We start from the raw sequence: 24,477 nt of genomic DNA, 5'->3' as shown, positions 1-24,477 counted from the left end.
CAAAGGAGATCTGAATGACCAACCCGATCCTGTCCGACTGGACCACTCCGTTCGAACTCGCCCCTTTTGCCAAGATTTCGGACGACGATTTCGCCCCCGCTTTAGATGAGGCGCTGCAGGCGCATAACACGCAGATCAACGCGATCGCTACAAACGCCGAAGCCCCGAATTTCGCCAACACGATCGAAGCGCTTGAGGCGGCGGGTGAGCAACTGGACAAAGTGCTGTCGGTTTTCTTCACGGTAGCGGGCGCGGACAGCAATCCGAAACGAGAAGAGCTGCAGCGGGAATTTTCGCCAAAGCTAGCGGCGCATTTTTCGGGGATATCCTCGAACAAGGCGCTGTTCAAACGCGTGGCTGACCTCTGGGCGCGGCGCGACGAACTGGGCCTGAGCGACGAACAGGCCCGCGTGTTGATGCTGTCTCATCGCGGTTTTGTCCGGGCTGGTGCTGCGTTGGAGGGCGAGCAGGACGCCCGGATGCAAGAGATCAAGGCACGGTTGGCGTCACTGGGAACATCTTTCACCCAAAACCTGCTGGCGGATGAGCGCGACTGGTTCATGGACCTGTCCGAGGATGACCTGCAGGGCCTGCCGGATTTCGTTGTTGATGCCGCACGCGCGGCGGGTCAGGAAAAGGGCGCTGTTGGTCCAGTAGTCACCCTGTCGCGGTCGATCATTGTGCCGTTCCTGCAATTCTCCCCCCGTCGCGACCTGCGGGAAAAAGCCTATCGCGCATGGACCGCGCGCGGGGCGAATGGTGATGACACCGACAACCGCGACATCGCCGCCGAAATCCTTAGCCTGCGCGAAGAGCGCGCCAAGCTGTTGGGATATAACAGCTTTGCCGACTACAAGCTTGAGACGGAAATGGCCCGCTCGCCCGACCGCGTCCGCGACCTGCTGATGCAAGTATGGGAGCCTGCGAAGGCGCGCGCCGACGCAGATGCCGAGATGCTGACCGCGATGATGCAGGAGGATGGCGTCAACGGCCCTCTGGCGGCGTGGGACTGGCGCTACTACGCCGAGAAACGCCGCAAGGCCGAGCATGATCTGGATGAGGCCGCGCTGAAACCCTACCTGCAACTGGACCGGATGATCGAGGCCTCGTTCGCCTGCGCCAACCGTCTTTTCGGGTTGGAGTTCAAACCGCTGGACGTTCCGCTCTACCACCCTGATTGCCGGGCGTGGGAGGTGACGCGCTACGGCAAGCATATCGCGGTCTTCATCGGTGACTATTTCGCACGTGGGTCCAAACGGTCGGGCGCTTGGTGTAGCGCAATGCGGGAGCAAGCGAAGTTCCCCAAAGAACAGGCTCCGGTCGTGATCAACGTTTGCAACTTTGCGAAAGGCGATCCGGCTTTGTTGTCCTATGACGACGCGCGCACGCTGTTCCACGAGTTCGGGCACGCTCTGCATCAGATGCTGTCGAATGTGACCTATGAAAGCATCTCGGGCACGTCCGTGGCGCGCGACTTTGTCGAACTGCCAAGCCAGCTTTACGAACATTGGCTGGAGGTCCCCGAGGTTCTGGCCGAGTTCGCCACCCACGCGGACACAGGCGAGGCAATGCCGCAGGAAATGCTGGAGAAAGTGCTGAAAGCCGCGAATTTCGATCAGGGGTTCCAGACGGTGGAATATGTCGCCTCGGCTTTGGTTGATCTGGCCTTCCATGAGGGCGCGGCCCCGGCGGATCCGATGGCGAAACAGGCCGAGGTCCTGGAAAGCATCGGCATGCCCGCAGCCATAGGCATGCGCCACGCGACCCCACATTTCGCGCATGTTTTCGCGGGCGATGGCTATAGCTCGGGCTACTACAGCTACATGTGGTCCGAAGTGATGGATGCCGACGCATTCGAGGCCTTTGAAGAGGCCGGAGGTGCATTTGATCCCGAACGCGCCAAAGCTCTGGAAGACAACATTCTCTCCACCGGCGGCTCGCGCGAGGCTGAGGAGCTGTATCTGGCCTTCCGGGGCCGGATGCCGGGTGTCGAAGCTTTGTTGAAAGGGCGTGGCCTGATCGCAGCTTAAACCGTTATCCCCCGGTCCTTGGGGGGATCAATATCCCAGCTGGCGATCCACCAGATGCACAAACGGCTCGCCAGCTTCCCCGCGCCGGATATTTTCGACGATCACCTGCGCCGCCGTGACCGGTCGGGTTTCCGAGGCGATATGCGGCGTCACCGTCACGTTCGGATGCGCCCAGTAGGGGTGATCCGCGGGCAGAGGCTCAACCCGGAACACATCCAGCGTGGCATGTCCAATCTGGCCTGTGTTCATCGCCTTTAATAGCGCCTCATCGTCGATCAGAGGCCCACGCCCCGGATTGATGATCCGCGCGCCTTTGGGCATCAGCGAAAGGGTTTCGGCGTTCAGAGTGTTCTCGGTCGCCGGTGTGCCAGGCAGCAAGAGAACGGCGATCTCGGCCTTTGACAGAGCCTCTCGCAACCCATCTTCGCCGCTCAGGCAGGTTACTCCGGGGACGGCTTTGGGGGTGCGGCTCCATCCGGTGACTTTGAAATTCAATGCCGCCAGCGCTTGGGCAGCCTCCTGCCCCAATGCGCCAAGGCCCAGAATGCAGACCTGACGTTCGTTCGCCAATGGTGGCGCGTCAGGCGTCCACACACCGTCTTGCACTTTGATGTGCTGGTCCATCCCCAGATGATAGCGCAGCACATGTCCCACGACCCATTCGGTCATGCCTTGGGTCAGCCCGTGATCCACCATCCGCGCCAGTGGCACGGTCAGCGTTTCGTTCCCTGCGATCTTCTCAACCCCAGCCCAGAGGCTGAGAACCGCTTTCAGCTGGGTATAGGGCGTGAAATCCAGCAGCCCGCCGCTTGGGGCGTAGACGATGTAGTCCACCTCATCCTCGGGGAATTCGGTTGCAAGATTGAACGCGACGCCTGCCTTTTGCAGCCCCTCGGTCAGAAGCGGCTGGTACACCGGCCAAAGCTCAGGACGTGCGGAGAACAGGACATTGACGGGCATGGAGGGGCTTTCCGATCAGCGGGGGCGGTGGATATGGGCGCTTTGCACAACGCCGAAGGCGGCCATCAGAACCAGCATGGCCGAACCGCCATAGCTGACCATGGGCAGAGGTACCCCTACAACCGGAGCCAGCCCCATCACCATCGACATGTTGACCGCAAAGAACAGGAAGAAGTTCAGCGCGATACCCATGGTAACCAGCGATGAGAACCTGTCTTTGGTCGACAGGGCCGTAACCATGCAAAAGATCAGGATCAGCGCGTAAAGCAGCAACAGGGTGATGCCGCCGACAAAGCCGAACTCTTCGGCCAATGTGGTGAAGATGAAATCGGTGTGTTTTTCAGGCAGGAAGTTCAGCCGCGATTGCGTGCCCTGCATGAACCCGCGTCCATTCCATCCACCCGATCCCAGGGCGATCTTCGACTGGGTGATGTGATAGCCCGCGCCCAGAGGGTCGGTAGACGGATCAAGAAACGTGTCGATCCGGCGGAACTGGTAGTCCTTCAGCAACTGCCACTCGGTCCCTCGGCTGTTGAAAACGGCCGCAATCAAGCCGACCACGGCTGCGATCACGGCCGCGAAATAGGCCCAGTGTACACCGGCCAGAAACATCAGCCCTCCACCTGCGGCCAGCAGCAGGATCGAGGTCCCAAGGTCCGGCTGGCGCAGCACCATGAAGGTAGGGATCAGGATAAGAACGACCGGGATCAGCACCCAGAGCGGACGCGAGGTTTTGTGCGAGGGCAGCCAGTCATAGTAGGCCGCCAGCAGCATCACCAGCGCGACTTTCATCACCTCGGACGGCTGAAGGCGCATAAACCCAAGGTCGATCCAGCGCTGTGCGCCCATGCCGATGGTGCCGAACAGCTCCACAAACACCAACAGCGCGATCGAAGCCAGATAGGCCAGTACCGACATGTTGCGCCAGAACCAGATTGGCACCAGCGCGACGATGAACATCACCGTCAGGCCCAGCCCGAAACGTTCGATCTGTGGTTCGGCCCATGGCATCCACGAGCCACCTGCCACCGAGTACAGCATCAGGAACCCGGCACTTGCCGTACTGATCAGCAACAGCGTCAGAGGCCAGTTCATATAGAGGAATTTGCGAAACCCCGAGGGCGTGGATTTGACCGCATATTCAAGATAGCTCATGCGCGGTCCTTCTCGCTGGGGCGCGCTTTGGGGCGGCGGTCGCCCTCGAGCCGTTTTTGTTGTTCCTTGATGCGCTCTCGATCTCCGGCCGGGTAGGCCTCGAGCGGTGGGGTGCCGTTGTAAAGCGCCTGAAGCATGATGTCGCGCGCGACCGGAGCCGCCGCTTTGGAGCCACCGCCGCCATGTTCGACCACAACCGCGATGGCGTATTTGGGTTTGTCGTAGGGGGCGAAGCTGACGAACAGCGCATGGTCGCGCCGTTCCCATGGCAGGTCCTCGTTGCGGATCACACCTGCGGCCCGTTCTGCTTTGGTGATGTTGCGCACCTGGCTGGTACCGGTCTTACCCGCCATGCGAAGGTCATCGGCGATGATCCGGCTGCGATAGGCCGTGCCACGCCGGTCGTTCGATACTGACCACATCGCCTCGCGGATGTAGTTCAGATTGGCTGGGCTGATCCCAAGCGGCTCACCCGCGCCGGTTGGCTGTTCGACCCCATCAATCGAGCGGACCAGACGCGGTGTCACGGCCCGCCCCGTGGCGATCCGCGCGGTCATCACAGCCAGCTGCATCGGTGACGCCAGCATGAATCCCTGTCCGATCGAGGCATTGGCCGTATCACCGATCAGCCAGTCCTCGCCATGAGTGCGTTGCTTCCATTCCTGATTGGGCGCCAGACCGGCACGCACAGCGGACATCGGAATGTCGTGCTTGATGCCCAGGCCGAGGGTCCGCGCCATCTCTGAGATTTTGTCGATGCCAACTTTGATCGCCACGTCATAGTAGTAAACGTCGCAGCTGCGTTTGAGCGATGTATTAAGGTCGACCATGCCATGCCCCCCGCGTTTCCAGCAGTGAAAGCGGCGGCTGCCGACCTTGAGGTGGCCGGGGCAGTACACGGTGTTGCCGGGGCCAACGACACCGGCCTCAAGCGCGGCCAAGGCGGTGACCATTTTGAAGGTCGATCCGGGCGGGTATGTGCCCTGAACCGTCTTGTTGGCCAGCGGGCGGTATTTGTCCTGCGTCAGGATCTGGTAATCCGCGACCGAGATGCCACGCACGAACAGGTTGGGATCGAAACTGGGGGCCGAGGCCATCGCCCTTAGATCGCCGGTTTCGCAATCAATGACAACGGCGGCGGCGCTTTCTCCGGCAAGCCGTGCTTGAGCGTATTGCTGTAGGTCCGCGTCGACCGAGAGTTGCAGATCAGCACCCGGTTGGCCTTCCTGCCGGTCCAGCTCGCGCATGACGCGGCCGGTGGCGTTAACCTCAACCCGCTTGGAGCCTGCTTTGCCGCGCAGGTCGATCTCTTGCTTGGCCTCAAGGCCGACCTTGCCGATCTGGAACCGGGGGATGCGCAGCACTGGCTCGGGGTCTTCGATCTGGCTGAGGTCATAGTCGCTGACCGGGCCGACATAGCCGACGATATGGGCGAAATCCTCATAGCGCGGGTATTGCCGGGTTTGCCCGACCTCGGGCGTGACCCCTGGTAGGGCCGGGGCGTTCACCGCGACTTTCGAGATATCTTCCCACGTCACCTGATCGACCAATGTGACCGGCAGGAACGGGGCCGAGCGTCGCATTTCCGTGCGCGCGCGCTCAATCTCATCCTCGTTCAGGGGGATCAGGTCCGAGAGTTTGGCGATCACCTTGTCGATGTCACCGGCATCCTCGCGAACAATTACGATGCGGTAGGACGGTGAGTTCTGCCCTATTATCTGCCCGTTGCGGTCATAGATGCGCCCCCGCGTCGGCGGGATAAGGCGGATATTGATCCGGTTTTCTTCGGCTAGAAGACGATATTCATCCGCTTGATCGACTTGCATGTACCGCATGCGCGCGGCTAACCCGCCAATAAAAACCGCCTGCAGACCGCCAAGCAGCAGGGCCCGCCGTGGCAAACGTTTATAGGCGACACCTTCGCTTTTGATCTTGCGTTGTTTCATGCACGCGCCCCCGCAGCGCTGGCATCCGCGGCCGAGACGCGGCGCACGCCGAATACACTCTGAGAAAGCAGAACAATGACCGGATAGGCCAGAATTGTCAGCACAAGCTGAATCAAAACCGGTAACAAAGCCGCCTGATCAACAGACAGGATTGCAAGGACGATCCGGTTGCCCAGAAAGACGCCAGTAACGACGGCGCTGACAGACATCCATTCCGCCACAAAGCCCGCATCCCGCATCCCGGGTGCCGAAGCCCGCAAGTATGCCGCGCCCAGCACCACCAATGCGGCCAACAGGCCCGGCGGGCGTTGCAGCAGCAAATCGGCCAGCAACATGACCAAAGCGACCAAAACGGTCGGCACATAATCCGGCTGCCGAAGCACCCAAGCAAAAGTAAGGACGATCAGAAAGTCCGGAAAAGGCCAGCGATCCGGCTGCGTATCCAGCGGTAGCAGATGCAGGAACAGAACGAACACCGCGAGCGCCCCGTAAAGACCGCGCATCGCCCATTTGTGAGAGGCCGGTTTATCCATCACCAGCTTCCTCAGACGACAACGAAGCAGCGGGGCGTGAGGGGCCGACGATCTGACCCGGATCGCGGATCGTGGGGGCCGAGTTGTAGCGAAGAACGCGCAGGAACTCCAACCGTTCGAAATCGGCGGAGAGGCGCACGCGCAGGCGACCTCCGGGGTCGGCGGCGATCTGGCCGATCAGCAGACCGGCGGGAAACACGCCTCCATCGCCCGAGGTCACGACCCGGTCGCCGGGGCGCACAAGCTCACGGTTTTCCAGAAACTCGACCGAAGGGGCAGGGGTATTGTCGCCCGTGATCAAAGCGGTCTGGCCCGAGGGCTGGATGGTGGCGGGAATGACGCTTGAGGCGTCCGTCATCAGAATGACGCGCGCCGTATCCGGCCCAACACCCGAGATACGGCCAACCAGGCCGATCCCGTCCATCGTGGCCCAGCCATCGACGATCCCGTCCCGTTCCCCAACATTCAACAGCACCGACTGCCGGAAGGGAGAGCCGCTATCGGCCATCACCACGCCGGTCACATAGGTCAGGCGCGGGTCAAGCCGCACATTGTTCAAATCCAGTAGCCGCGCGTTTTCCTGTTCCAGCTGCAACGCTGCCTCTTTCCAGGCGCGCATCAGCCGCAGTTCCGAGCGCAGCTCGCGGTTCTGCTCGCTCAGGCTCTGATAGCTTTGGAAATCACGGAACAGGTTGACGGTTGCGGTGACCGGAACCATGGCCCAATCCATTGAGGGCACAACAGCATCTACAACCTGCGCGCGGAACCGTTCAACCCGAGGGCTGTCGATCCGCCAGACAATGAAGATGCCCAGCAGGCACAGCACAACGATCCCCAGAAGCAAACGCCTCAGTGGGGCCGTGTAGTCGTCGCGCTGTGATCGGTCTTTTGCCACAGGTTACCTTCCCGTGCTGCTCGGGCCGAGTTTACCCTATTTTCTAAAGGGTGCGCGCCTTAGCTTTCGTAGTCAATCGCGTGGCGCAGCTGTTTTTCGTATTCTAGCGCCTTGCCGGTGCCCAAAGCCACACAATTCAGGCTTTCATCGGCAATCGACACGGCCAGACCTGTCTGTTCGCGCAGAGCCAGATCCAGATCGCCCAGCAGTGCTCCGCCACCGGTGAGCATCACGCCACGATCCACGATGTCTGCGGCCAGATCGGGGGGCGTGGTCTCCAGCGCGGTCATTACAGCCTCGCAAATCTGCTGGACGGGTTCCGACAGCGCCTCGGCGACCTGAGCCTGACTGATCTCGATTTCTTTTGGCACGCCGTTCAGTAGGTCGCGACCACGGATATGCATCGACTGGCCGCGGCCATCGTCGGGCATGCGCGCGGTGCCGATGGTGGTCTTTATGCGTTCAGCGGTGGATTCGCCGACCAGAAGGTTCTGCTGACGACGCAGGTAGGAGATGATCGCCTCGTCCATACGGTCTCCACCCACGCGGACCGAGCGGGCGTAGACGATATCCCCCAGCGACAGAACCGCAACCTCGGTGGTGCCGCCACCGATATCGACGACCATGTTTCCGGTCGGATCGGTGATTGGCATGCCTGCGCCAATTGCCGCTGCAATCGGTTCGGCAATCAGGCCAGCGCGGCGCGCGCCTGCGGACAGAACCGACTGGCGGATCGCGCGTTTTTCAACAGGGGTCGCGCCATGCGGGACGCAGACGATGATCTTTGGCTTCGAGAAGGTCGAACGCTTATGCACTTTGCGGATGAAGTGCTTGATCATTTCCTCGGCGGTGTCGAAGTCGGCAATCACGCCTTCGCGCATCGGGCGAATGGCTTCAATCGAACCCGGTGTCCGACCCAGCATCAGCTTGGCGTCTTCGCCAACCGCCAGAACCTTTTTCACGCCGTCCTTGACGTGATAGGCTACAACCGAGGGTTCAGACAGGATCACACCGCGCCCCTTGACGTAGACCAGCGTGTTTGCCGTTCCAAGGTCGATAGCCATGTCCGCTGTGAACAGGCCGCCCAGATTGCCAAAGATCCCCATGTTTCCCCTGATCCTGTATGTCGGTTTTTCTACTGCCCGCGACTCGACGGTTCCGGGACGGATGACTTATAGGGTGCCAACTCGCCCGGTAAAAGGGCTGATTCCGCGGCAATCAGCACCTTTTCGCCTCATTTGCAGGGACTGTAGAAGGCAATATGCTCTCATATCAACATATTTACCACGCCGGGAATCTGGCTGATGTGCAAAAGCACGCTTTATTGGCATGGGCGCTGTCCTATCTGACCCAAAAGGACAAACCGCTGACTTACGTCGAAACCCATTCGGGACGTGGGCTTTACAGACTAGATTCAGACGAAGCCCGCAAGACCGGAGAAGCAGCCGCCGGGATTGAGCGTGTTCAGCGTGGCGCATGGTTTGGCGATGATCATCCGCTGGCGCAAGCGATCGGGATGACACGTGCGCGTTTTGGAGAGGCCAGCTACCCCGGATCGCCCCTGATTGCAGCTAGCCTGCTGAGGTCGCAGGACAGTCTGCACCTCGCCGAATTGCATCCGCAGGAATATGCGGCTTTGTCACTGGCGGTGCCGGGGGGCAATGCGCGCGTCTACAAGCAAGACGGGTATGAGCTGGCGCAGTCCCTACTGCCGCCGACGCCCAGACGGGGTATGCTGTTGATTGACCCCAGCTACGAGGTGAAGGCGGAATATGACCGCCTTCCGGGGATAATCGCCAAGCTGCATCGCAAATGGAATGTGGGCGTGATCGCTTTGTGGTACCCGATCCTGAAGGATGCCCGTCAAAAGCCGATGGTGGACGCGCTGACGTCTCAGGATTTCCCGAAGGTGTTGAAACACGAGGTGACATTCGCCGCAGCGCGCAAAGGGCATGGGATGGTCGGGTCTGGAATGTTCGTGATCAACGCGCCCTTTGGGTTGGATCAGGAAACCCACAGACTGTCTGCTTTGTTCAAAAAACTTTGAGGTCTTGGAGAGGAACAAGCAAACCTCGCGCCCCGTTTGCCTGCATCAAAGATGCCGTCAAACGCGTTGGGCCCGGCAGCGCGCCGCAGGCGCGCTGCCGGGCCCAAAACCCAAGATGGGTCGGCGAAGCCGGGCCGCCGCGGGTGCGGGAGCCCTTTGCCGTTTCTAGGTCAGGTCTTTGTAGCTGATCTCACGCGTGTCTGCGCCGGGGCCGGTTTTCTCGCGGCGAACGATCAGGCGGTTCAGCGCGTGGATATAGGCCTTGGCTGACGCAACGACCGTGTCTGTGTTGGCCGATTGGCCGGTTGCGATCATGCCGTCTTCGCTCAGGCGGACCGAGACTGTGGCTTGCGCGTCGGTGCCTTCGGTGACGGCATGGACCTGATACAGTTGCAACCGGGCTGTGTTGGGGTAGATCGCGCGGATCGCTTTGAACGTTGCATCCACAGGCCCGTCGCCATGTTCGGTGGCGATGATGTCCTTGCCGTCCATTTCAAGTTCGACGGTTGCCTCGGCCTGGCCCCCGGTGCCGCAGGTCACTTTCATCGAGACAAGCTGAAGATAGTCGTCATGCTCGTCCATGGTCATGAGCGCGATCAGGTCGTCGTCGAACACCTCTTTCTTGCGGTCGGCCAGATCCTTGAACCGCACGAAGATGTCCTTGAGCTGGTTATCGCCCACATCAAAACCCAACGTCTCGAGCTTGTCGCGCAGCGCGGCGCGGCCCGAGTGCTTGCCCAAGGGCAGAGAGGTGCCGGACAGGCCGATATCCTCTGGGCGCATGATCTCGAAGTTTTCGCGGTTTTTCAGCATGCCATCCTGATGGATGCCGCTTTCATGCGCGAAGGCGTTCTTGCCTACGATGGCCTTGTTGAACTGAACGTTGAAGCCCGACACGGTCGCCACGCGGCGCGAGATATGCATGATCTTGGTGGTGTCGATGCCCGTGTGCCAAGGCATGATGTCGTTGCGGGTACGCAGCGCCATCACAACCTCTTCCAAAGCCGTATTGCCCGCCCGTTCGCCCAGACCGTTGATGGTGCATTCGATCTGACGCGCACCGCCTGCAACAGCGGCAAGAGAGTTCGCGGTCGCCATGCCGAGGTCGTTGTGGCAGTGGGTGGCAAAGATCACCTCATCCGCGCCCGGTACGGTCTCGATCAGGCGTTTGATCAGGTCGGCCGACTCCACCGGGGCGGTGTAGCCCACCGTGTCAGGGATGTTGATCGTGGTTGCGCCCGCTTTGATCGCAATCTCGATCACACGGCAGAGGTAGTCCCACTCGGTCCGCGTCGCATCCATCGGTGACCACTGAACGTTTTCACACAGGTTGCGCGCATGGCTGACGGTTTCGTGGATTTTCTCGGCCATCTCGTCCATCGTCAGGTTTGGAATGGCGCGGTGCAGGGGGGATGTGCCGATGAAGGTGTGAATACGGTTCTGCTCGGCGTGTTTCACCGCCTCCCAGCAGCGGTCGATATCGGCGAAGTTCGCACGGGCTAGACCGCAGATACGGCTGTTTTTCGAACGTTGCGCGATCTCGGATACGGCCTTGAAGTCGCCCTCGGATGCGATGGGGAAACCGGCTTCGATAATGTCGACGCCCATTTCGTCCAGCAGCTCGGCTATCTCGAGCTTTTCGTCATGGGTCATTGTTGCGCCGGGGCTCTGCTCGCCGTCGCGCAAAGTGGTATCGAAGATCAAGACGCGGTCTTGGTCGGTCACGTTGGTCATGGGGTTCTCTTTCTTCTTCTGTCCTAAAGCCTCTTGGCGCGCTGGCGTCCTCCTCTGAGCGGGCGCGCCGGTTGGCACGCTCAGAGGCGGATTAGGATCAGTAGGCCACGCAGCGATGCACCGCGAAGGGCGGTGTCGGCAACAAGGATATCTGCGCGGTTGATCATGAGGACGAGGTTATACCCAGCTTACGCAGAATGAAAAGAACCAAAATGAGGGCGTGTTCCTTTCTGTGCGAATTCTTGGAGACCTATCATTGATCCAACCATCGCCGCCGCTAGGTCGTGAGACATGAAAACAGCTTTGGTTATAGGCGCCTCTGGCGGAATTGGTTCGGCGCTTTGCGCGCGTCTTGAGGGGCTAGGCGTGCAGGTCACAAGCCTGTCCCGGTCTTTTGACGGGATTGATCTGACCCAACCGGAGCAGGCTTTGCAGATGTTGGATGACCTGCCTGACCCGTTCGATCTGGTTCTGGTCGTCTCTGGCGCGTTGGAGATCAACGGGGCGGAGCCGGAAAAGACGATCCGCGCTGTATCTGCACAGGCAATGATGGATCAGTTTGCGTTGAATTCGGTTGGCCCGGCCCTGGTCCTCAGCCGTGCGCACAGATTGCTACCACGCGACAGGCGATCTGTTTTTGGTGTTCTGTCGGCGCGTGTGGGGTCGATCGGAGACAACCGTATCGGGGGTTGGATCAGCTACCGGGCCGCAAAAGCTGCGGTGAATCAGATCGTCCATACCTCGGCGATCGAACTTTCGCGCACGCACAAACAGGCGATCTGCGTGTCTTTGCATCCCGGCACTGTCAAAACGGCCTTCACGCAGAAATACCTTGGTCGGCATCCGGCGGTGGAGCCTGAAGAGGCCGCGATGAACCTGCTGAACGTGGTCAGCGGTCTGACGAGTGATGACACGGGTGGGTTCTTCGACTGGACCGGAAAACCCGTTCCGTGGTAGCGGGTTAGCCGTCGGAGGGTTCAGCCTGCGCTGGTTCCTCAGCGTTTTCGGCCTGAGCGGGTTGATCCTCTTGCGCGGGCGCTTCTTCTGCTGCGCTTTGCGCGGGCAGCGCGTCATTGTCCCACACGCCAGTCTCCTCTTGGCCGTTGGCATAGCGCATGGTGCCTTCGCCGTGGCGTTTGTTGTCGAGGAAACCGCCTTCGTAAACGTCGCCTGTGCTGTAGGTCGCGACACCCACTCCGCTGATTTTGCCGTCAACCCAATCGCCCGTGTAGGTGAAGGTGCTGGGCGTTGTGATCGTGCCTTTGCCGTGGCGCTTGCCGTTCAGGAAATCTCCGTCATAGATCGTGCCGTCCGCGTAGCTGGCCTTGCCTTTGCCCTGCCGCGCGCCATCGACCCATTCGCCCTCATAACGGTAGCCATTGGCAAAGGTGACGACGCCGGTGCCGTGGCTGACCGCATTCCGGAACTCGCCGGTATAGACGACGCCGTTTGGGTATGTGGCCTTGCCTCGGCCCTCGAAGACACCCGCAACCCACTCACCATCATAGACGGTGCCGTCGGGATAGGTGTTCTGGCCCTTGCCATGCGGCAGGTCCGCACTGAGTTCACCGATATAGGTTGAGCCATCGGGATAGGTGATCTCACCAAAACCTTCGATCTGACCACGGGACCAGTCGCCTGTATAGCTGTAGCCATCTGTCCCGGTGAAGGTGCCTTTGCCGTGGCGCTGATCGTCTTCGTAGTCGCCCTCATAGACGTTGCCGTTGGCATAGGTTTCCTTGCCTTTGCCCTGACGGCGCCCGTCCAGCAATGAGCCCTCGTAGACATCCCCGTTGGCCAGCGTCAGCCGCCCGGTGCCTGTCATCACGTTGTTCTGCCACTGACCGTCATATTCAACGCCGTCCGACTGAACCAGACGACCTTGACCATGGCGCTGACCCTGTTCGATCTCACCTTCATAGACAGATCCATCGGCCGAAGTGATCTTGCCTATGCCCTGCTTTTCACCCTCAACCCAGTCGCCCTCGTAGGCGTATCCGTTGGGGTCGGACAGAGTGCCCTTGCCGTGATGGCGCGCGTCTTTGAACGCGCCTTCATATCGCAGGCCATTGGCATATTGGGCCACGCCGGTTCCGTTGATGGCCCCGTTGGACCACGTCCCTTCGTAGGTGCCGCCATCGGGATAGGTGATCTTGCCCTGGCCGTCTGGCTGGCCATCGGCGAAGGAACCTTCGTAGATCGCGCCATTTGCAAAGCGCGCCGTGCCTTGCCCCTGAATCTTGCCTTCGATCCATTCGCCCGAATACTCGAACCCGTTGGGTAGCCGATACGACCCGGTCCCGTGCCGCAAGCCGTTCAGGAAGGTGCCTTCATAGACACCTCCGACCTCGTCATCCTTGACGATGACGGTTCCGTCCTGTGCAAAGGCTGCCGCTGCGATCAGGGTCATGGCCCCTGCAGCAATCGAATTGCGGATCACATCCATTGTTGTTCCTGCCTGCCCGGTCATCATTGCTTGCTTTCTTCGGCGCAAAACTAAGGGACCGTCACGGGCAGAGCAACGGCTTTTGCCGCATGGCCCTTTCACTCGCGCGGTGATCTGCTAAATGCAAATGGACTGACGAAGGCAAGAGGGCAGCATGGCCGACCGTTTCCGCATCACTCTGGCGCAGCTTAACCCCACCGTGGGGGATATTCCCGGCAATGCTGCCAAAGCGCGCGCAGCGTGGCACGAGGCCCGCGAGGCCGGGGCTGACATGGTGGCCTTCCCTGAGATGTTCATCACCGGCTACAACACGCAGGACCTTGTGATGAAGCCCGTGTTTCACCGCGCTGCAATGGCCGCGATTGAGGCATTGGCCGTGGACTGTGCCGAGGGTCCCGCCATTGCCATCGGTGGGCCGTGGGTCGAGGACGGGCGCCTCTACAACGCTTATGTGATTCTGAATGGCGGGCGAATCACCAGCAAGTCCCTGAAACACCATCTGCCGAACGAAACGGTCTTTGATGAGGTGCGTCTGTATGATTCCGGCCCGCTGGGTGGGCCGTACTCGGTGGGCAATTTCCGCATCGGTAGCCCAATCTGCGAAGATGGCTGGCACCCGGACGTGGCTGAAACGCTGGAGGAAACCGGGGCCGAGTTTCTGCTGATCCCCAACGGCTCGCCCTATTTCCGGGACAAATACGATGTGCGTCTGAACCACATGGTGGCCCGCGTGGTCGAGACCGGCCTGCCGCTGATCTATCTGAACATGGTTGGCGGGCAAGACGATCAGGTTTTTGACGGAGCAACTTTCGGTCTTAACCCGGGTGGTGAGCTTGCCTTCCGCATGCCCGTATTCGACGAAGCGATACGCCACGTGGACCTCGAGCGTGGCGATGACGGCTGGCGCATCGTCCCGGCCGAGATCGTCCCCCAACCGGATGTGTGGGAGCAAGACTACCGCGCCATGGTCCAATCCTTGCGTGACTACATGGGCAAGACCGGTTTCAAAAAGGCGGTTCTCGGGCTGTCAGGCGGGGTCGATTCAGCCCTGGTTGCGGCCATTGCCGTTGACGCGATTGGCGCTGACAATGTGCGTTGCGTGATGCTGCCATCGGAATACACCAGCCAGGCCTCGCTGGACGATGCCGAGGCGGTCGCCAAGGCGCTGGGCGTTCACTATGACTATGTGCCGATCTCGGACAGCCGCGCGGCGGTGACCGAGACACTTGCCTCTTTGTTTGCCGGTCGCGATGCCGATCTGACCGAAGAGAACATCCAGTCCCGCCTGCGAGGTGTGTTGCTGATGGCGATCTCGAACAAATTTGGTGAGATGCTTTTGACCACCGGTAACAAATCCGAGGTTGCGGTTGGTTATGCTACCATCTATGGCGACATGAACGGGGGCTATAACCCGATCAAGGACCTCTACAAAACCCGCGTGTTCGAGACCTGCCGCTGGCGCAACGCCAATCATCGCGACTGGATGATGGGGCCTGAAGGCGAGGTCATCCGACCGTCGGTCATCGACAAACCCCCAAGCGCCGAGCTGCGCGAAGATCAGAAAGACAGCGACAGCCTGCCGGACTATCCGGTTCTGGATGGCATTCTGGATATCCTGGTCGATCAGGATGGCTCGATCGCCGATTGTGTTGCGGCCGGTTTCGATGAGGCCGATGCCAAACGGGTCGAGCATCTGATTTACATCAGCGAGTATAAACGGTTCCAGTCCGCCCCCGGCACGCGCCTGACCAGCCGGGCCTTCTGGTTGGACCGTCGCTATCCGATCGTGAATCGTTGGCGTGATCAGGGGTAAATATGGCACATTGTTTCCCGTTTATGGTATAGTGCCGCTCTGAGCTCTCGCATTGTTTCCGATACCGTGCGTGCCCCGTTCGTTTTCCGGGGTGATCCGCAAGCTATCCTTGTTTTTGCGACATTTTTCCGCCACATTTATGCTTGGATATTGCCTCATGTGAGGCGGGTGTGACGTATTGTTCTGCGAGGGGCGCAGGGTCATGGCAAACTGTTTTTAGCCTGACGACGCCACATCCGGGTGGGATGTCTGAGTGAACAGTGTGGTGTTACGATGAATGAGCAATATGATAAATCGCTTCACGCGCCGCGTGCGCTGAATACGATGGAATCTCCTCCCCAAGAGTTGGACGAGGAGAAACTGGATGCGGCCATCGCGGACATGCTGAGGGAAGATGCAGGTCAGCAGAATGTCGCGCCGATGAAGCGTCCTGAATTCCCTGATCTTGTCCCCCAGGAAGAGGTCCGGACCGGGTCAAAGCCCAAGGTCAGCGGGTTCTCGGCCAATCTGCGTCAGAAATGGGCTGAGCTGTCAGGCGCTGCGTAAATCACCAGGCTAAAGTCGTAAAAGGTGCGGCGTGTTTCGCGGCACCTTTGGCGCGCGCGCCACAGGTCTGCACAATCCTTTTGTGAACCTCAAAAAACCGGTTGCCAGTAGCACAGCGGTCGGTCTCCATGGCGGTCCATGCGATTGTCCATGAGCTTTTGATGCCCGGTCCCAAGCCTACTGTCTTCGACTCCGATCTCTCATTGCCGAAACAAACCGATATCGTCGTGATTGGCGGCGGTATCATTGGTGTATCCACGGCCTTGGAGCTGGCTGAGCGGGGTGTTTCGGTCCTGTTGTGTGAAAAGGGTCAGATCGCGGGCGAGCAAAGCTCTCGCAATTGGGGATGGGTGCGTCTTGGGATGCGCGACCCGAGGGAGATCCCTCTGATGCAAGAGTCGCTGCGCCTTTGGCGCGGGATGGAGGACCGGATCGGACGTCAGACCGGCTATACGCAGTCGGGGATTCTGTTCGGAGCCTCTGGCCAGCGGGATGCGCGAAATCTTGAACGTTGGATACGCCATGTCGACGGGTTGAACACCGGCGCACAGATCGTCGCCGGGGCCGAACTGGCCGAGCTGATGCCTGGGGCGCAGTCGGATATCTCAAGCGGTCTCTACATGCCGCAAGACGGCCGGGCCGAGCCGCAATGGGCCGCCCCCGCCATCGCCGAGGCCGCGCGTGATCGCGGGGCGATCATCATTACCAGTTGCGCCGTGCGCAGCGTCGATATGCAAGAGGGGCGCGTTGCCGGAGTATTCACCGAACGGGGCCGCGTGGCGTGTGACCGGGTGGTTTTGGCCGGCGGGGCTTGGTCGCGATTGTTTGCGGGAAATGCCGGGATCGATCTGCCTCAACTGAAGGTGCTGAACACAGTCATGCGCGTGTCGCCGGTGGTCGAGGGGCCAGAGGTCGCGTTGTGGTCGGATGGGTTTGCAATTCGAAAGCGGGCGGATGGTGGTTATACCATCGCCTCGGGTCATGAAAACACGGTGGATATCGTGCCCGACAGTTTCCGGCTGGCCCTCAAGTTTCTGCCAGCCTTCGCACAGGAATGGAGATCGCTGCGCTTTCGCCTGTCGGGTCGCTGGGCGACCGAGGCGCGCGAAGATCGGCGCTGGCTGCCCACCGATGTGACTCCGTTCGAACATTGCCGCGTGCTGGATCCAGAACCGTCGCAAAAGGTTATCCGTGGGGCATGGGCGAATGCGCGCAAGAGCTATCCGGCGCTGGAGCAGGCCGAGATCGTCCAAAGCTGGGCGGGGATGATTGACGTGACACCGGACGCGATCCCGGTTCTGTCGCCAGCCGATGATCTGCCGGGCCTGTTCATTGCCACCGGATTTTCTGGCCACGGTTTCGGCATCGGCCCCGGCGCGGGTCTGTTGATGGCAGATCTGGTCATGCACAGAACGCCCTGTGTGGATCCGGCCGCGTTTCGCCTGTCTCGTTTCACCGATGGCTCAAAGGTCCGGCCGGACCCTGGGTATTGAAGGCTTAGCCCATCATTTGATAGCTGACAGGCACAAAGCGGAAGCCGTCGCCTCGGGTCTCGACATATCCAGCGCCCGGGAAGGGCATGTGATAGCCGATCATGGGCACCTTGTCGGCGGCCAGCAGGCCCAAAATCTTACGGCGTGATTCCGTTGCGGCAGCCTTGTCCATGTCGAACCGAACTTCCCATTCGGGGTGCGCAAAGGACCAGACATAGTGATTGGCAAGGTCCGCAGTCAGGATAAGGCGCTGGCCGTTGCTTTCCAAGTGGTAGACCATGTGACCGGGGGTATGCCCAAAGGTCGCCATCGCCGTCACGCCCGAGGCCACGTCTCCGCCATCCTCAATAAAGGTCATCTTCTCGGCCAGGGGGGTGACCTTGGCAGCAACCAGATCGCCGACCCGGTTCCCGGCTTCCTGAGCGGACCAGAAATCATATTCCGGTGCAGCAGTGACATAGCGCGCATTTGCGAATGTCGGCGCATCATCGGCGGTCATGCCGCCGATATGGTCTGGATGCATGTGGGTCAGCACAACCACGTCAATCTGATCGGGCGTGACACCTGCATCTGCCAAAGCGGCCTGAATGCCGCCCTGACCAAGTCCGGTATCGAACAAGATCAGCTCCGAGCCTGTATTTACCAGAGTCGGCGTGAAAAAGAATTGTGCCACGTCGGGCGAGATGAAGTTTTCGGCTGAAACTTTGGCGAATTCCTCATCCGAGGCGCCGCCACCAAAGATTTCCTGCGCGCCGTCGCGCGGCAGGCTGCCATCAAGCAGGGTCGTGACCGTGAAGTCGCCCAGCTGGAATGATCTTGCGATAGTCGAGTTCGCCTTTGTCTCGGCTCCGGCCGCCAAAAGTGGGGTCGCTGCGGATGCAAATGGAAGGGCTGCTGCGGCGCCCAAGGCCGCTCTGCGTGTTAAATTGATGGCCATTTCTTAGTCTCCCTGTCAGAACGCCAGCGAAAAAGGTAGTTCGCTGCGGGTCGCGTGCCACTTTATACACCGGTACTTAGTCTGCGTGGATGAACATTGCGTGTTAATATTTGTTCATCTTGCGATCTGGGGGGCTGAGGAGCTTGGGTAGTCCAAAACGCCTGCTGGACAAAAACGCGCCTTTGTGACAAGAGCCGCGCCAACAGGAGACACCCATGACAACCACCCGTTTCGCCCCGTCGCCCACCGGTTACATCCATGTGGGCAACCTGCGCACCGCTCTGATGAACTACCTGATCGCCCGCAAGGCAGGCGGCACCTTCATCCTGCGCATCGACGATACCGATCCTGAGCGCTCGAAAGAAGAGTATGTCGACGCGATCAAACAGGATCTTGAGTGGCTGGGCCTGCATTGGGATCGGGTTGAGCGTCAGTCCGAACGTTTGGACCGCTACGCCGAAGCCGCTGACAAGCTCCGAGAAATGGGCCGGTTCTATGAGGCGTTCGAGACACCGACCGAGCTGGATCTCAAGCGCAAGAAGCAGCTGAACATGGGCAAGCCGCCGGTCTATGACCGAGCCGCGCTGAACCTGAGCGAGGCCGAGAAAGACGCGCTGCGCGCCGAGCGTGGCAATGGCGTCTGGCGGTTCAAACTGGATCACGAGCGGATCGAGTGGAATGACGGCATTCTGGGCGACATCTCGATTGATGCGGCCTCGGTTTCCGACCCGGTGCTGATCCGCGGCGATGGGCAGGTTCTCTACACGATTGCGTCTGTCGTGGACGATACCGAGATGGGCGTGACCGACGTGGTGCGCGGCTCGGACCACGTCACCAACACTGCAACGCAGATTCAGATCATCGAGGCGCTGGGTGGCACTTGCCCGCGCTTTGCCCACCATTCGCTGCTGACCGGTCCTCAGGGTGAGGCGCTGTCGAAACGTCTGGGAACGCTGGCGCTGCGCGATCTGCGTGAACAGGGCGTGCAGCCGATGGCTCTGCTGAGCCTGATGGCGCGTCTGGGCTCGTCTGACCCGGTTGAGCTGCGTTCCGAGATGGCTGAGCTGATCGACGGGTTCGATATCAACCGTTTTGGCGCGGCTCCGACAAAGTTCGATGTGCAGGACCTTTTCCCCCTGACTGCGAAGCACCTGCAATCGCTGCCGCTGGCGGATGTTGTAGACGCCGTTGCCGAGGCAGGCGTCCCTGCCGACCTGGCTGAGCCGTTCTGGGCCATGGCGCGCGAGAACATCACCACTCTGGACGATCTCAAGGGTTGGTGGGAGCTGTGCCGGGATGGGGCGGAGCCTCTGATCGCGGATGAGGATCGCGACTTCATCGCCGAGGCGATTGCGCTTTTGCCGGAAGGTCCGTTTGATGGCGAAACCTGGGGCAGTTGGACCAAGGCCGTCAAAGAGGCCACGGGCCGCAAGGGCAAGGGCCTGTTCATGCCGCTGCGCAAGGCACTGACCGGGATGGAGCGCGGGCCTGAGATGGCAGCACTTTTGCCTTTGCTGCAAGTGATCCGCGCGAGAGGCTGATTGTCAAACCTTAGAACTTGAAAGAGGCAGGCAGTTCGTTTGCCTCTTTTTGTTGGTGCGGTTGGATGACCCGCACCGACGCCCGGCGCAAGCGATCGTCAACAAAGTCTGTCTCGTCAGGTTTGAGCTGTTGGTGGCGCGGGTATCTTGGCTCGGCCCTGTCATTCACGACAGGTGCGTCCCAGCCATCCGTTGTTGCGAAGAACCGGTCGACCCCGTCCGGCCCAAAAACACGCAGATATCCTTGCACAACGACGTCGATGTAGCTGAGCAGCAGCGGATGATGATCTGTCGGCGCATTGTGCCGGTCCCTCGGCACCGCATAAACAGCGATTTCCACATCCTGCGTAAGAGGGTGCGCGACCGACTGCGTGGCGGGAATGCGGTCATAGGCCCATTCACGCTCATCCAGCGCGGCCCAGTCGTTTTTGGGTACATGGGCGATCATGCCTTCGATCTCGGAGTCAGGATCACGGACTGCCGTCAGGAACGCGACCGAACGCAAGTCGGTATGCTTCCATGCCCGCCGCCAACCTTTAAGCTTTGCGGGTCGGGGATCGGGAAAGTCATGTGTGGCCAGGTTCACGAGGCTGCCATAGCCAAAGAAATAGGGGTCTGCCATCAGCGCGGGATGTCCTTTGGGTCGATTGATGTATGTCAAACCGCTTTTTTGCCGGACATGCAATAAGATCACATCATTGATTTAGGGAGGCCCTTATGCGGATTACCAAACGGACGAATATTGCCGTGCGCCTGTTGATGTATTGCGCGGCACATCCCGAAAGGCTGGTGACCAAGGCCGAGATCGCCGAGGTCTGCAACATTTCCGAGAACCATCTGGCTCAGGTGATCAACCAGTTGAGCCAGCTGAACTATCTCAGCACCCAACGGGGCCGCAATGGTGGCATGTCGCTGGCGCGCTCAGCTGATGAGATCCGGGTGGGGGCTGTGTTCCGGGATGTGGAAGGCGCATTACCGATTGCCGAGTGTTTTGCGGATGCCGATAACACCTGTCCGCTGACCAATGCATGCCGATTGAAGCTGGCGCTGAAGGACGCGGCTGAGGTGTTTTATGCCTCGTTGGACGATATCACGCTGGATGCTTTGATTTGCGACAACGATCCTTTGTTGAAAATCCTGCAGCCCGTCGCCTGCGTGCGCTAAGGGGTCAATCGCTGGCGCGCAGGATGCGGGCTGGTCTTACCGCCAGCGGACGTAGAGCGAAGGCAAGCCCTGCACCCAGTGTCACGACCATTCCGGCCAACACGATGCCAACGGCTGAAGGCCATATAACTGTATAGCTGGTGTCGAAGATATATTTAGCGACGGCCCAGCCCCCCAGAATGCCGACCAGAAGGGCGACACCCCCGGCGGCCGCCCCGAGCAAGACAGCACGCAGAGCAAAGCTGAACAGGATGCGCTGCCGGTTCGCCCCAAGTGTTTTCAGAACCGCAGCCTCGTAGCGGCGCGCGGGCTCTCCGGCGGCGGCTGCGCCGATCAGGACCAGAAATCCGGTCAAAAGCGAGACGCCTGCTCCGTAGGAGGTTGCCGCCGCCAACCCGGCCAGCAGGCCCGACACCCGGTCAATCGCGTCCCGCACCCGGATCGCAGTGATATTGGGATACTGATTGGCCAGATCGCGCAGGATCGCGGTTTCGGCCTGTTCCTCGGCATAGACAGTGGCGATGAAACTGTGTGGTGCCCCGGCCAGCGCGGAAGGGTTCATCGACATTATGAAGCCCATGCCTGCCGTTGAAAAGTCGACCTCGCGCAATGAGGTCAGGCGGGCCGTGATATCTCGGCCCAAGATGTTGACCGTCAGTTCATCCCCAAGGGTCAGGCCCATCTCCGCGGCCTCTTCAGCGGCGAAGCTGACCTGCGGTTCTCCGGAATAGTCTTCGGCCCACCAATCGCCTGCTGTGACGCGGGCGTTTTCGGGCGGGTGGGTCGAGTAGGTGATGCCTCGGTCGCCTTCCAGAACCCAATGGTCCCCGGCAACGTCGCGCGCGGGGCGTCCGTTGATCTGGGTGATGATGCCGCGCAGCATCGGTGCACTTTCGATGCGGCTGACGGATGGGTCAGATTCCAGTCGCTCGGTGAACCCTGGCATCTGGTCCTTTTGGATGTCGACAAAGAAATAGGACGGCGCGACATCCGGCAGGTTGCCCGAGATCGCGTTGCGCAAGGTCCCATCGATCTGCCCAACGGCGGCCAGAACAGACAGGCCGAGACCGAGGGACAGGACCACCGATGCCGCGCCCTCACGTGGGTCGGAAATAGCCGAGAGCGCCCATCGCAGCGCAGGGCGGCCACGTGCTGCGGGTTTGCCCGCGCGGGCGAGGCGGCCGATGGCGATGGCCGACAGGGACAGAAGGATGAGCGCGCCCACCAACCCGGCGCTGGTCCAAATCGTCAGTCTGGCCGAGCCGCTGAACCACGCGGCGATTGCGATCAGCAGGACCAGCCCGAAACCGGTGGTCACGACATAGATGGGTCGAGGGAGGGCGCGGGCCGTGGTCAGCGCATCACGGAACAGGGTTGCGGCGCGCACTTCCTCAGTTCGGGCCAATGGCCACAGGGTAAACAGGAAAGCGGTCAGAATGCCGTAGATCGCAGCCTCGGCCAGAGCTTGCAGGTAGAGGGCGAAAACCGCCGGGATCGGCAGCAGGCTTTCGATCATTGGGGCCAAAGCCAGTGGCAGCAGCCCACCCAGTGTGACGCCGATGGCTATTCCGATCCCCGACAAGAGCCCGATCTGGATCATATAGGTCCGGAAGATCGTCGCGCGGTCGGCCCCCAAGGTGCGCAAGGTGGCGATGGTTTCGGTCTTTTGCGACAGGTATGCGCGGACGGCTGCGGATACGCCTATGCCACCGACTGCCAGCCCCGAAAGACCGACCAGAACCAGAAATGCGCTGAGGCGGTTGACGAATTCAGTGATGCCCGGCGCCCCGTTGCGGGCGTCGGTCCAGCGCATGCCGGTGCCATCAAAGGCCTCCTTGGCCTGCTGGGAGAGGTCTTCAAGATCAGTGCCTCTGGATAGATCAAGGCGGTATTTGGTAGAAAATAGCGTGCCAGGGGCCAATAGGCCGGAGGCCTGCAAGTCCTCGGTTCGGACCAGTGTTCTTGGCCCAAGGGCGAATCCGTCCGCCGCACCGTCCGGCTCATGACGCAGGGCCGCCATCAGGACAAATTCCTGCGTGCCCAAGGCAAAACGATCGCCGACCGTCAGCCCCATCCGGTCGATCAATGCGGGGGCCATGGCGGCACCGGGCAGACCGTCTGCGCCCGCAAAAGCGTTGTCCAGAGGTATGTCCGGGGCCAGAGTAACCGCGCCCACCAAGGGATAAGCGCCATCCACCGCTTTGACTTGTGTCAGGGCGCGCTCGGTTCCGGTGTCTTTCGCGGCGACAGCCATCGACCGAAAATCGACAACCTCGGACACTTGTTGCGCGGTCTCGTCCATCCAGCGCCGTTCTTCGTCGCTGGCAAAGCGATAGGTGAACTCAAGCTGCGCGTCCCCGCCCAGTAAGGCAGCCCCTTCCTGCGTCAACCCTGTCTGGATGGCCGAGCGGACCGAGCCGACCGCAGCGATGGCGGCAACCCCAAGGGCGAGACAGGCGAGGAAGATACGAAAGCCGCGCAGGCCTCCGCGCAGTTCACGACTTGCCAGCCGTCCGGCCAGTCGCAGGCTCATTCCGCGGCCTCTTGCTTGGTCTCATCCGAGATGCGGCCGTCGCGCAAGCGCACAACGCGGTCGCAGCGCGCCGCCAGCGATGGGCTGTGCGTGACCAACACCAAGGTCGCGCCGTGCTTGTCCCGCAGACCGAACAGTAGATCAACGATAGCGGCACCGTTGGTTTCATCCAGATTGCCCGTAGGCTCATCCGCCAGAAGGATCTGTGGGCGCGGGGCCGAGGCGCGGGCCAAGGCAACCCGCTGCTGTTCACCCCCCGACAATTGCGCCGGATAGTGGTCGCGCCGATGGGACAGGCCGACGGTGTCGAGTTCTGCCTCTGCGCGGGTGAATGCGTCCTTGTGGCCGGCCAGCTCCAACGGGGTGGCGACGTTTTCCAGTGCTGTCATGGTGGGGATCAGATGGAAATTCTGGAACACGATACCCATCGTGTCGCGCCGAAAGCGGGCCAGCGTATCTTCATCCATCATCGTCAGATCCTGACTCAAAGCCGAGACGCGACCGCCGGTCGCTTGCTCCAACCCGCCCATCAGCATGAGCAGCGAGGACTTGCCCGACCCGGATGGCCCGATCAGCCCCAAGCTCTCACCCTTCATCACGGATAGAGAGATTTCATGCAGAATATCGACCCGCCCGGCATTGCCATCCAGAGACAAAGAGGCATTTTGGAGCGTAAGAACAGCTGAAGTCATCGGTCTTTCCAT

General features: G+C 60.6%; 20 protein-coding genes. 8 read left to right on the top strand and 12 right to left on the bottom strand.

From position 1 onward, the window contains the following. Positions 1-14 precede the first annotated feature (14 nt). Positions 15-2,030 (top strand): M3 family metallopeptidase, encoded by a 2,016-nt coding sequence (locus ACP15L_RS11535; RefSeq protein WP_425084270.1) that lies wholly within the window; start codon positions 15-17, stop codon positions 2,028-2,030. 27 nt (positions 2,031-2,057) lie between these two features. Here the strand turns inward: ACP15L_RS11535 and ACP15L_RS11530 are convergent, their stop codons facing one another. Genes ACP15L_RS11530 through ACP15L_RS11505 form a run of 6 tightly spaced genes read right to left on the bottom strand, consistent with a single transcriptional unit; the run spans position 2,058 to position 8,625 of the window. After that, on the bottom strand, positions 2,058-2,990 hold the full coding sequence (locus tag ACP15L_RS11530; protein ID WP_425084269.1) for a 2-hydroxyacid dehydrogenase: 933 nt from the start codon (positions 2,988-2,990) through the stop codon (positions 2,058-2,060). 15 nt (positions 2,991-3,005) lie between these two features. Next, positions 3,006-4,145: a rod shape-determining protein RodA gene (gene rodA / locus ACP15L_RS11525; protein WP_170462716.1), complete on the bottom strand. Its 1,140-nt coding sequence runs from the start codon at positions 4,143-4,145 to the stop codon at positions 3,006-3,008. After that, positions 4,142-6,091 carry a penicillin-binding protein 2 gene (mrdA, locus tag ACP15L_RS11520; RefSeq protein WP_170707286.1) on the bottom strand — a complete coding sequence of 650 codons (1,950 nt, stop codon included), beginning with the start codon at positions 6,089-6,091 and terminating at the stop codon, positions 4,142-4,144. The genes rodA and mrdA overlap by 4 nt, the downstream gene beginning before the upstream one ends. Next, a complete protein-coding gene (locus ACP15L_RS11515; RefSeq protein ID WP_425084268.1) occupies positions 6,088-6,624 on the bottom strand; it encodes a rod shape-determining protein MreD in 537 nt (178 codons plus the stop codon). The genes mrdA and ACP15L_RS11515 overlap by 4 nt, the downstream gene beginning before the upstream one ends. Continuing rightward, on the bottom strand, positions 6,617-7,519 hold the full coding sequence (gene mreC, locus ACP15L_RS11510) for a rod shape-determining protein MreC (RefSeq protein WP_170378866.1): 903 nt from the start codon (positions 7,517-7,519) through the stop codon (positions 6,617-6,619). The genes ACP15L_RS11515 and mreC overlap by 8 nt, the downstream gene beginning before the upstream one ends. A 59-nt stretch (positions 7,520-7,578) precedes the next feature. Then, complete coding sequence (locus ACP15L_RS11505; RefSeq protein WP_039523195.1) at positions 7,579-8,625, bottom strand: rod shape-determining protein; 1,047 nt, start codon at positions 8,623-8,625, stop codon at positions 7,579-7,581. 155 nt (positions 8,626-8,780) lie between these two features. Between ACP15L_RS11505 and ACP15L_RS11500 the strand changes: the two genes are divergently transcribed. After that, positions 8,781-9,566: a 23S rRNA (adenine(2030)-N(6))-methyltransferase RlmJ gene (locus tag ACP15L_RS11500; protein WP_425084267.1), complete on the top strand. Its 786-nt coding sequence runs from the start codon at positions 8,781-8,783 to the stop codon at positions 9,564-9,566. Between the two features lie 165 nt (positions 9,567-9,731). Here ACP15L_RS11500 and ACP15L_RS11495 read toward each other — a convergent pair whose 3' ends face one another. Then, on the bottom strand, positions 9,732-11,300 hold the full coding sequence (locus tag ACP15L_RS11495; protein ID WP_425084266.1) for a 2-isopropylmalate synthase: 1,569 nt from the start codon (positions 11,298-11,300) through the stop codon (positions 9,732-9,734). A gap of 291 nt (positions 11,301-11,591) precedes the next feature. On the opposite strand from ACP15L_RS11495, the gene ACP15L_RS11490 reads away from it, so the two are divergent. After that, entirely contained in the window at positions 11,592-12,257 is a 666-nt protein-coding gene (locus ACP15L_RS11490; RefSeq protein ID WP_425084265.1) for an SDR family NAD(P)-dependent oxidoreductase, read from the top strand. A 4-nt stretch (positions 12,258-12,261) separates the two neighbouring features. Here the strand turns inward: ACP15L_RS11490 and ACP15L_RS11485 are convergent, their stop codons facing one another. After that, positions 12,262-13,773 (bottom strand): MORN repeat-containing protein, encoded by a 1,512-nt coding sequence (locus ACP15L_RS11485; RefSeq protein WP_425084264.1) that lies wholly within the window; start codon positions 13,771-13,773, stop codon positions 12,262-12,264. Positions 13,774-13,900: 127 nt separating this feature from the next. Here ACP15L_RS11485 and ACP15L_RS11480 point away from each other — a divergent pair, with 127 nt between their 5' ends. From ACP15L_RS11480 to ACP15L_RS11470, 3 genes are all read left to right on the top strand, one after another. Then, a complete protein-coding gene (locus ACP15L_RS11480; protein WP_425084263.1) occupies positions 13,901-15,559 on the top strand; it encodes an NAD+ synthase in 1,659 nt (552 codons plus the stop codon). A gap of 324 nt (positions 15,560-15,883) precedes the next feature. Further along, positions 15,884-16,105, top strand: a complete 222-nt coding sequence (locus ACP15L_RS11475; protein WP_425084262.1) for a hypothetical protein — start codon at positions 15,884-15,886, stop codon at positions 16,103-16,105. Between the two features lie 161 nt (positions 16,106-16,266). After that, entirely contained in the window at positions 16,267-17,598 is a 1,332-nt protein-coding gene (locus ACP15L_RS11470) for an NAD(P)/FAD-dependent oxidoreductase (protein ID WP_425084261.1), read from the top strand. 4 nt (positions 17,599-17,602) lie between these two features. Here ACP15L_RS11470 and ACP15L_RS11465 read toward each other — a convergent pair whose 3' ends face one another. Next, entirely contained in the window at positions 17,603-18,535 is a 933-nt protein-coding gene (locus tag ACP15L_RS11465) for an MBL fold metallo-hydrolase (RefSeq protein ID WP_425084260.1), read from the bottom strand. Between the two features lie 215 nt (positions 18,536-18,750). On the opposite strand from ACP15L_RS11465, the gene gltX reads away from it, so the two are divergent. Then, positions 18,751-20,076 (top strand): glutamate--tRNA ligase, encoded by a 1,326-nt coding sequence (gltX, locus tag ACP15L_RS11460; RefSeq protein ID WP_425084259.1) that lies wholly within the window; start codon positions 18,751-18,753, stop codon positions 20,074-20,076. A gap of 10 nt (positions 20,077-20,086) precedes the next feature. On the opposite strand, the gene ACP15L_RS11455 is transcribed toward gltX, so the two are convergent. Continuing rightward, positions 20,087-20,698, bottom strand: a complete 612-nt coding sequence (locus ACP15L_RS11455) for a gamma-glutamylcyclotransferase family protein (protein ID WP_425084258.1) — start codon at positions 20,696-20,698, stop codon at positions 20,087-20,089. Between the two features lie 95 nt (positions 20,699-20,793). Here ACP15L_RS11455 and ACP15L_RS11450 point away from each other — a divergent pair, with 95 nt between their 5' ends. Further along, on the top strand, positions 20,794-21,240 hold the full coding sequence (locus tag ACP15L_RS11450; protein ID WP_425084257.1) for an RrF2 family transcriptional regulator: 447 nt from the start codon (positions 20,794-20,796) through the stop codon (positions 21,238-21,240). Between the two features lie 4 nt (positions 21,241-21,244). Here the strand turns inward: ACP15L_RS11450 and ACP15L_RS11445 are convergent, their stop codons facing one another. Together ACP15L_RS11445 and ACP15L_RS11440 are read right to left on the bottom strand one after the other, a co-directional pair. Next, on the bottom strand, positions 21,245-23,773 hold the full coding sequence (locus ACP15L_RS11445; RefSeq protein ID WP_425084256.1) for an ABC transporter permease: 2,529 nt from the start codon (positions 23,771-23,773) through the stop codon (positions 21,245-21,247). Beyond that, positions 23,770-24,465, bottom strand: coding sequence for an ABC transporter ATP-binding protein (locus tag ACP15L_RS11440; RefSeq protein WP_425084255.1), 696 nt, complete (start codon positions 24,463-24,465; stop codon positions 23,770-23,772). The genes ACP15L_RS11445 and ACP15L_RS11440 overlap by 4 nt, the downstream gene beginning before the upstream one ends. Between the last annotated feature and the right edge of the window lie 12 nt (positions 24,466-24,477).

The sequence above is a fragment of the Ruegeria profundi genome, assembly GCF_049800715.1.
Lineage (GTDB): Bacteria > Pseudomonadota > Alphaproteobacteria > Rhodobacterales > Rhodobacteraceae > Ruegeria > Ruegeria profundi_A.
The sequence above is the reverse complement of the archived record's forward strand: the minus strand, read 5'-3'. Positions and strand labels throughout refer to the sequence as shown.

Coding starts and splice junctions, on each gene's coding strand:
- ACP15L_RS11535 (WP_425084270.1), top strand. CDS start 15: ATGACCAACCCGATCCTGTCCGACTGGACCACTCCGTTCGAACTCGCC.
- ACP15L_RS11530 (WP_425084269.1), bottom strand. CDS start 2,990: ATGCCCGTCAATGTCCTGTTCTCCGCACGTCCTGAGCTTTGGCCGGTG.
- rodA (WP_170462716.1), bottom strand. CDS start 4,145: ATGAGCTATCTTGAATATGCGGTCAAATCCACGCCCTCGGGGTTTCGC.
- mrdA (WP_170707286.1), bottom strand. CDS start 6,091: ATGAAACAACGCAAGATCAAAAGCGAAGGTGTCGCCTATAAACGTTTG.
- ACP15L_RS11515 (WP_425084268.1), bottom strand. CDS start 6,624: ATGGATAAACCGGCCTCTCACAAATGGGCGATGCGCGGTCTTTACGGG.
- ACP15L_RS11505 (WP_039523195.1), bottom strand. CDS start 8,625: ATGGGGATCTTTGGCAATCTGGGCGGCCTGTTCACAGCGGACATGGCT.
- ACP15L_RS11500 (WP_425084267.1), top strand. CDS start 8,781: ATGCTCTCATATCAACATATTTACCACGCCGGGAATCTGGCTGATGTG.
- ACP15L_RS11495 (WP_425084266.1), bottom strand. CDS start 11,300: ATGACCAACGTGACCGACCAAGACCGCGTCTTGATCTTCGATACCACT.
- ACP15L_RS11490 (WP_425084265.1), top strand. CDS start 11,592: ATGAAAACAGCTTTGGTTATAGGCGCCTCTGGCGGAATTGGTTCGGCG.
- ACP15L_RS11485 (WP_425084264.1), bottom strand. CDS start 13,773: ATGATGACCGGGCAGGCAGGAACAACAATGGATGTGATCCGCAATTCG.
- ACP15L_RS11480 (WP_425084263.1), top strand. CDS start 13,901: ATGGCCGACCGTTTCCGCATCACTCTGGCGCAGCTTAACCCCACCGTG.
- ACP15L_RS11475 (WP_425084262.1), top strand. CDS start 15,884: ATGGAATCTCCTCCCCAAGAGTTGGACGAGGAGAAACTGGATGCGGCC.
- ACP15L_RS11470 (WP_425084261.1), top strand. CDS start 16,267: ATGCCCGGTCCCAAGCCTACTGTCTTCGACTCCGATCTCTCATTGCCG.
- ACP15L_RS11465 (WP_425084260.1), bottom strand. CDS start 18,535: ATGGCCATCAATTTAACACGCAGAGCGGCCTTGGGCGCCGCAGCAGCC.
- gltX (WP_425084259.1), top strand. CDS start 18,751: ATGACAACCACCCGTTTCGCCCCGTCGCCCACCGGTTACATCCATGTG.
- ACP15L_RS11455 (WP_425084258.1), bottom strand. CDS start 20,698: ATGGCAGACCCCTATTTCTTTGGCTATGGCAGCCTCGTGAACCTGGCC.
- ACP15L_RS11450 (WP_425084257.1), top strand. CDS start 20,794: ATGCGGATTACCAAACGGACGAATATTGCCGTGCGCCTGTTGATGTAT.
- ACP15L_RS11445 (WP_425084256.1), bottom strand. CDS start 23,773: ATGAGCCTGCGACTGGCCGGACGGCTGGCAAGTCGTGAACTGCGCGGA.
- ACP15L_RS11440 (WP_425084255.1), bottom strand. CDS start 24,465: ATGACTTCAGCTGTTCTTACGCTCCAAAATGCCTCTTTGTCTCTGGAT.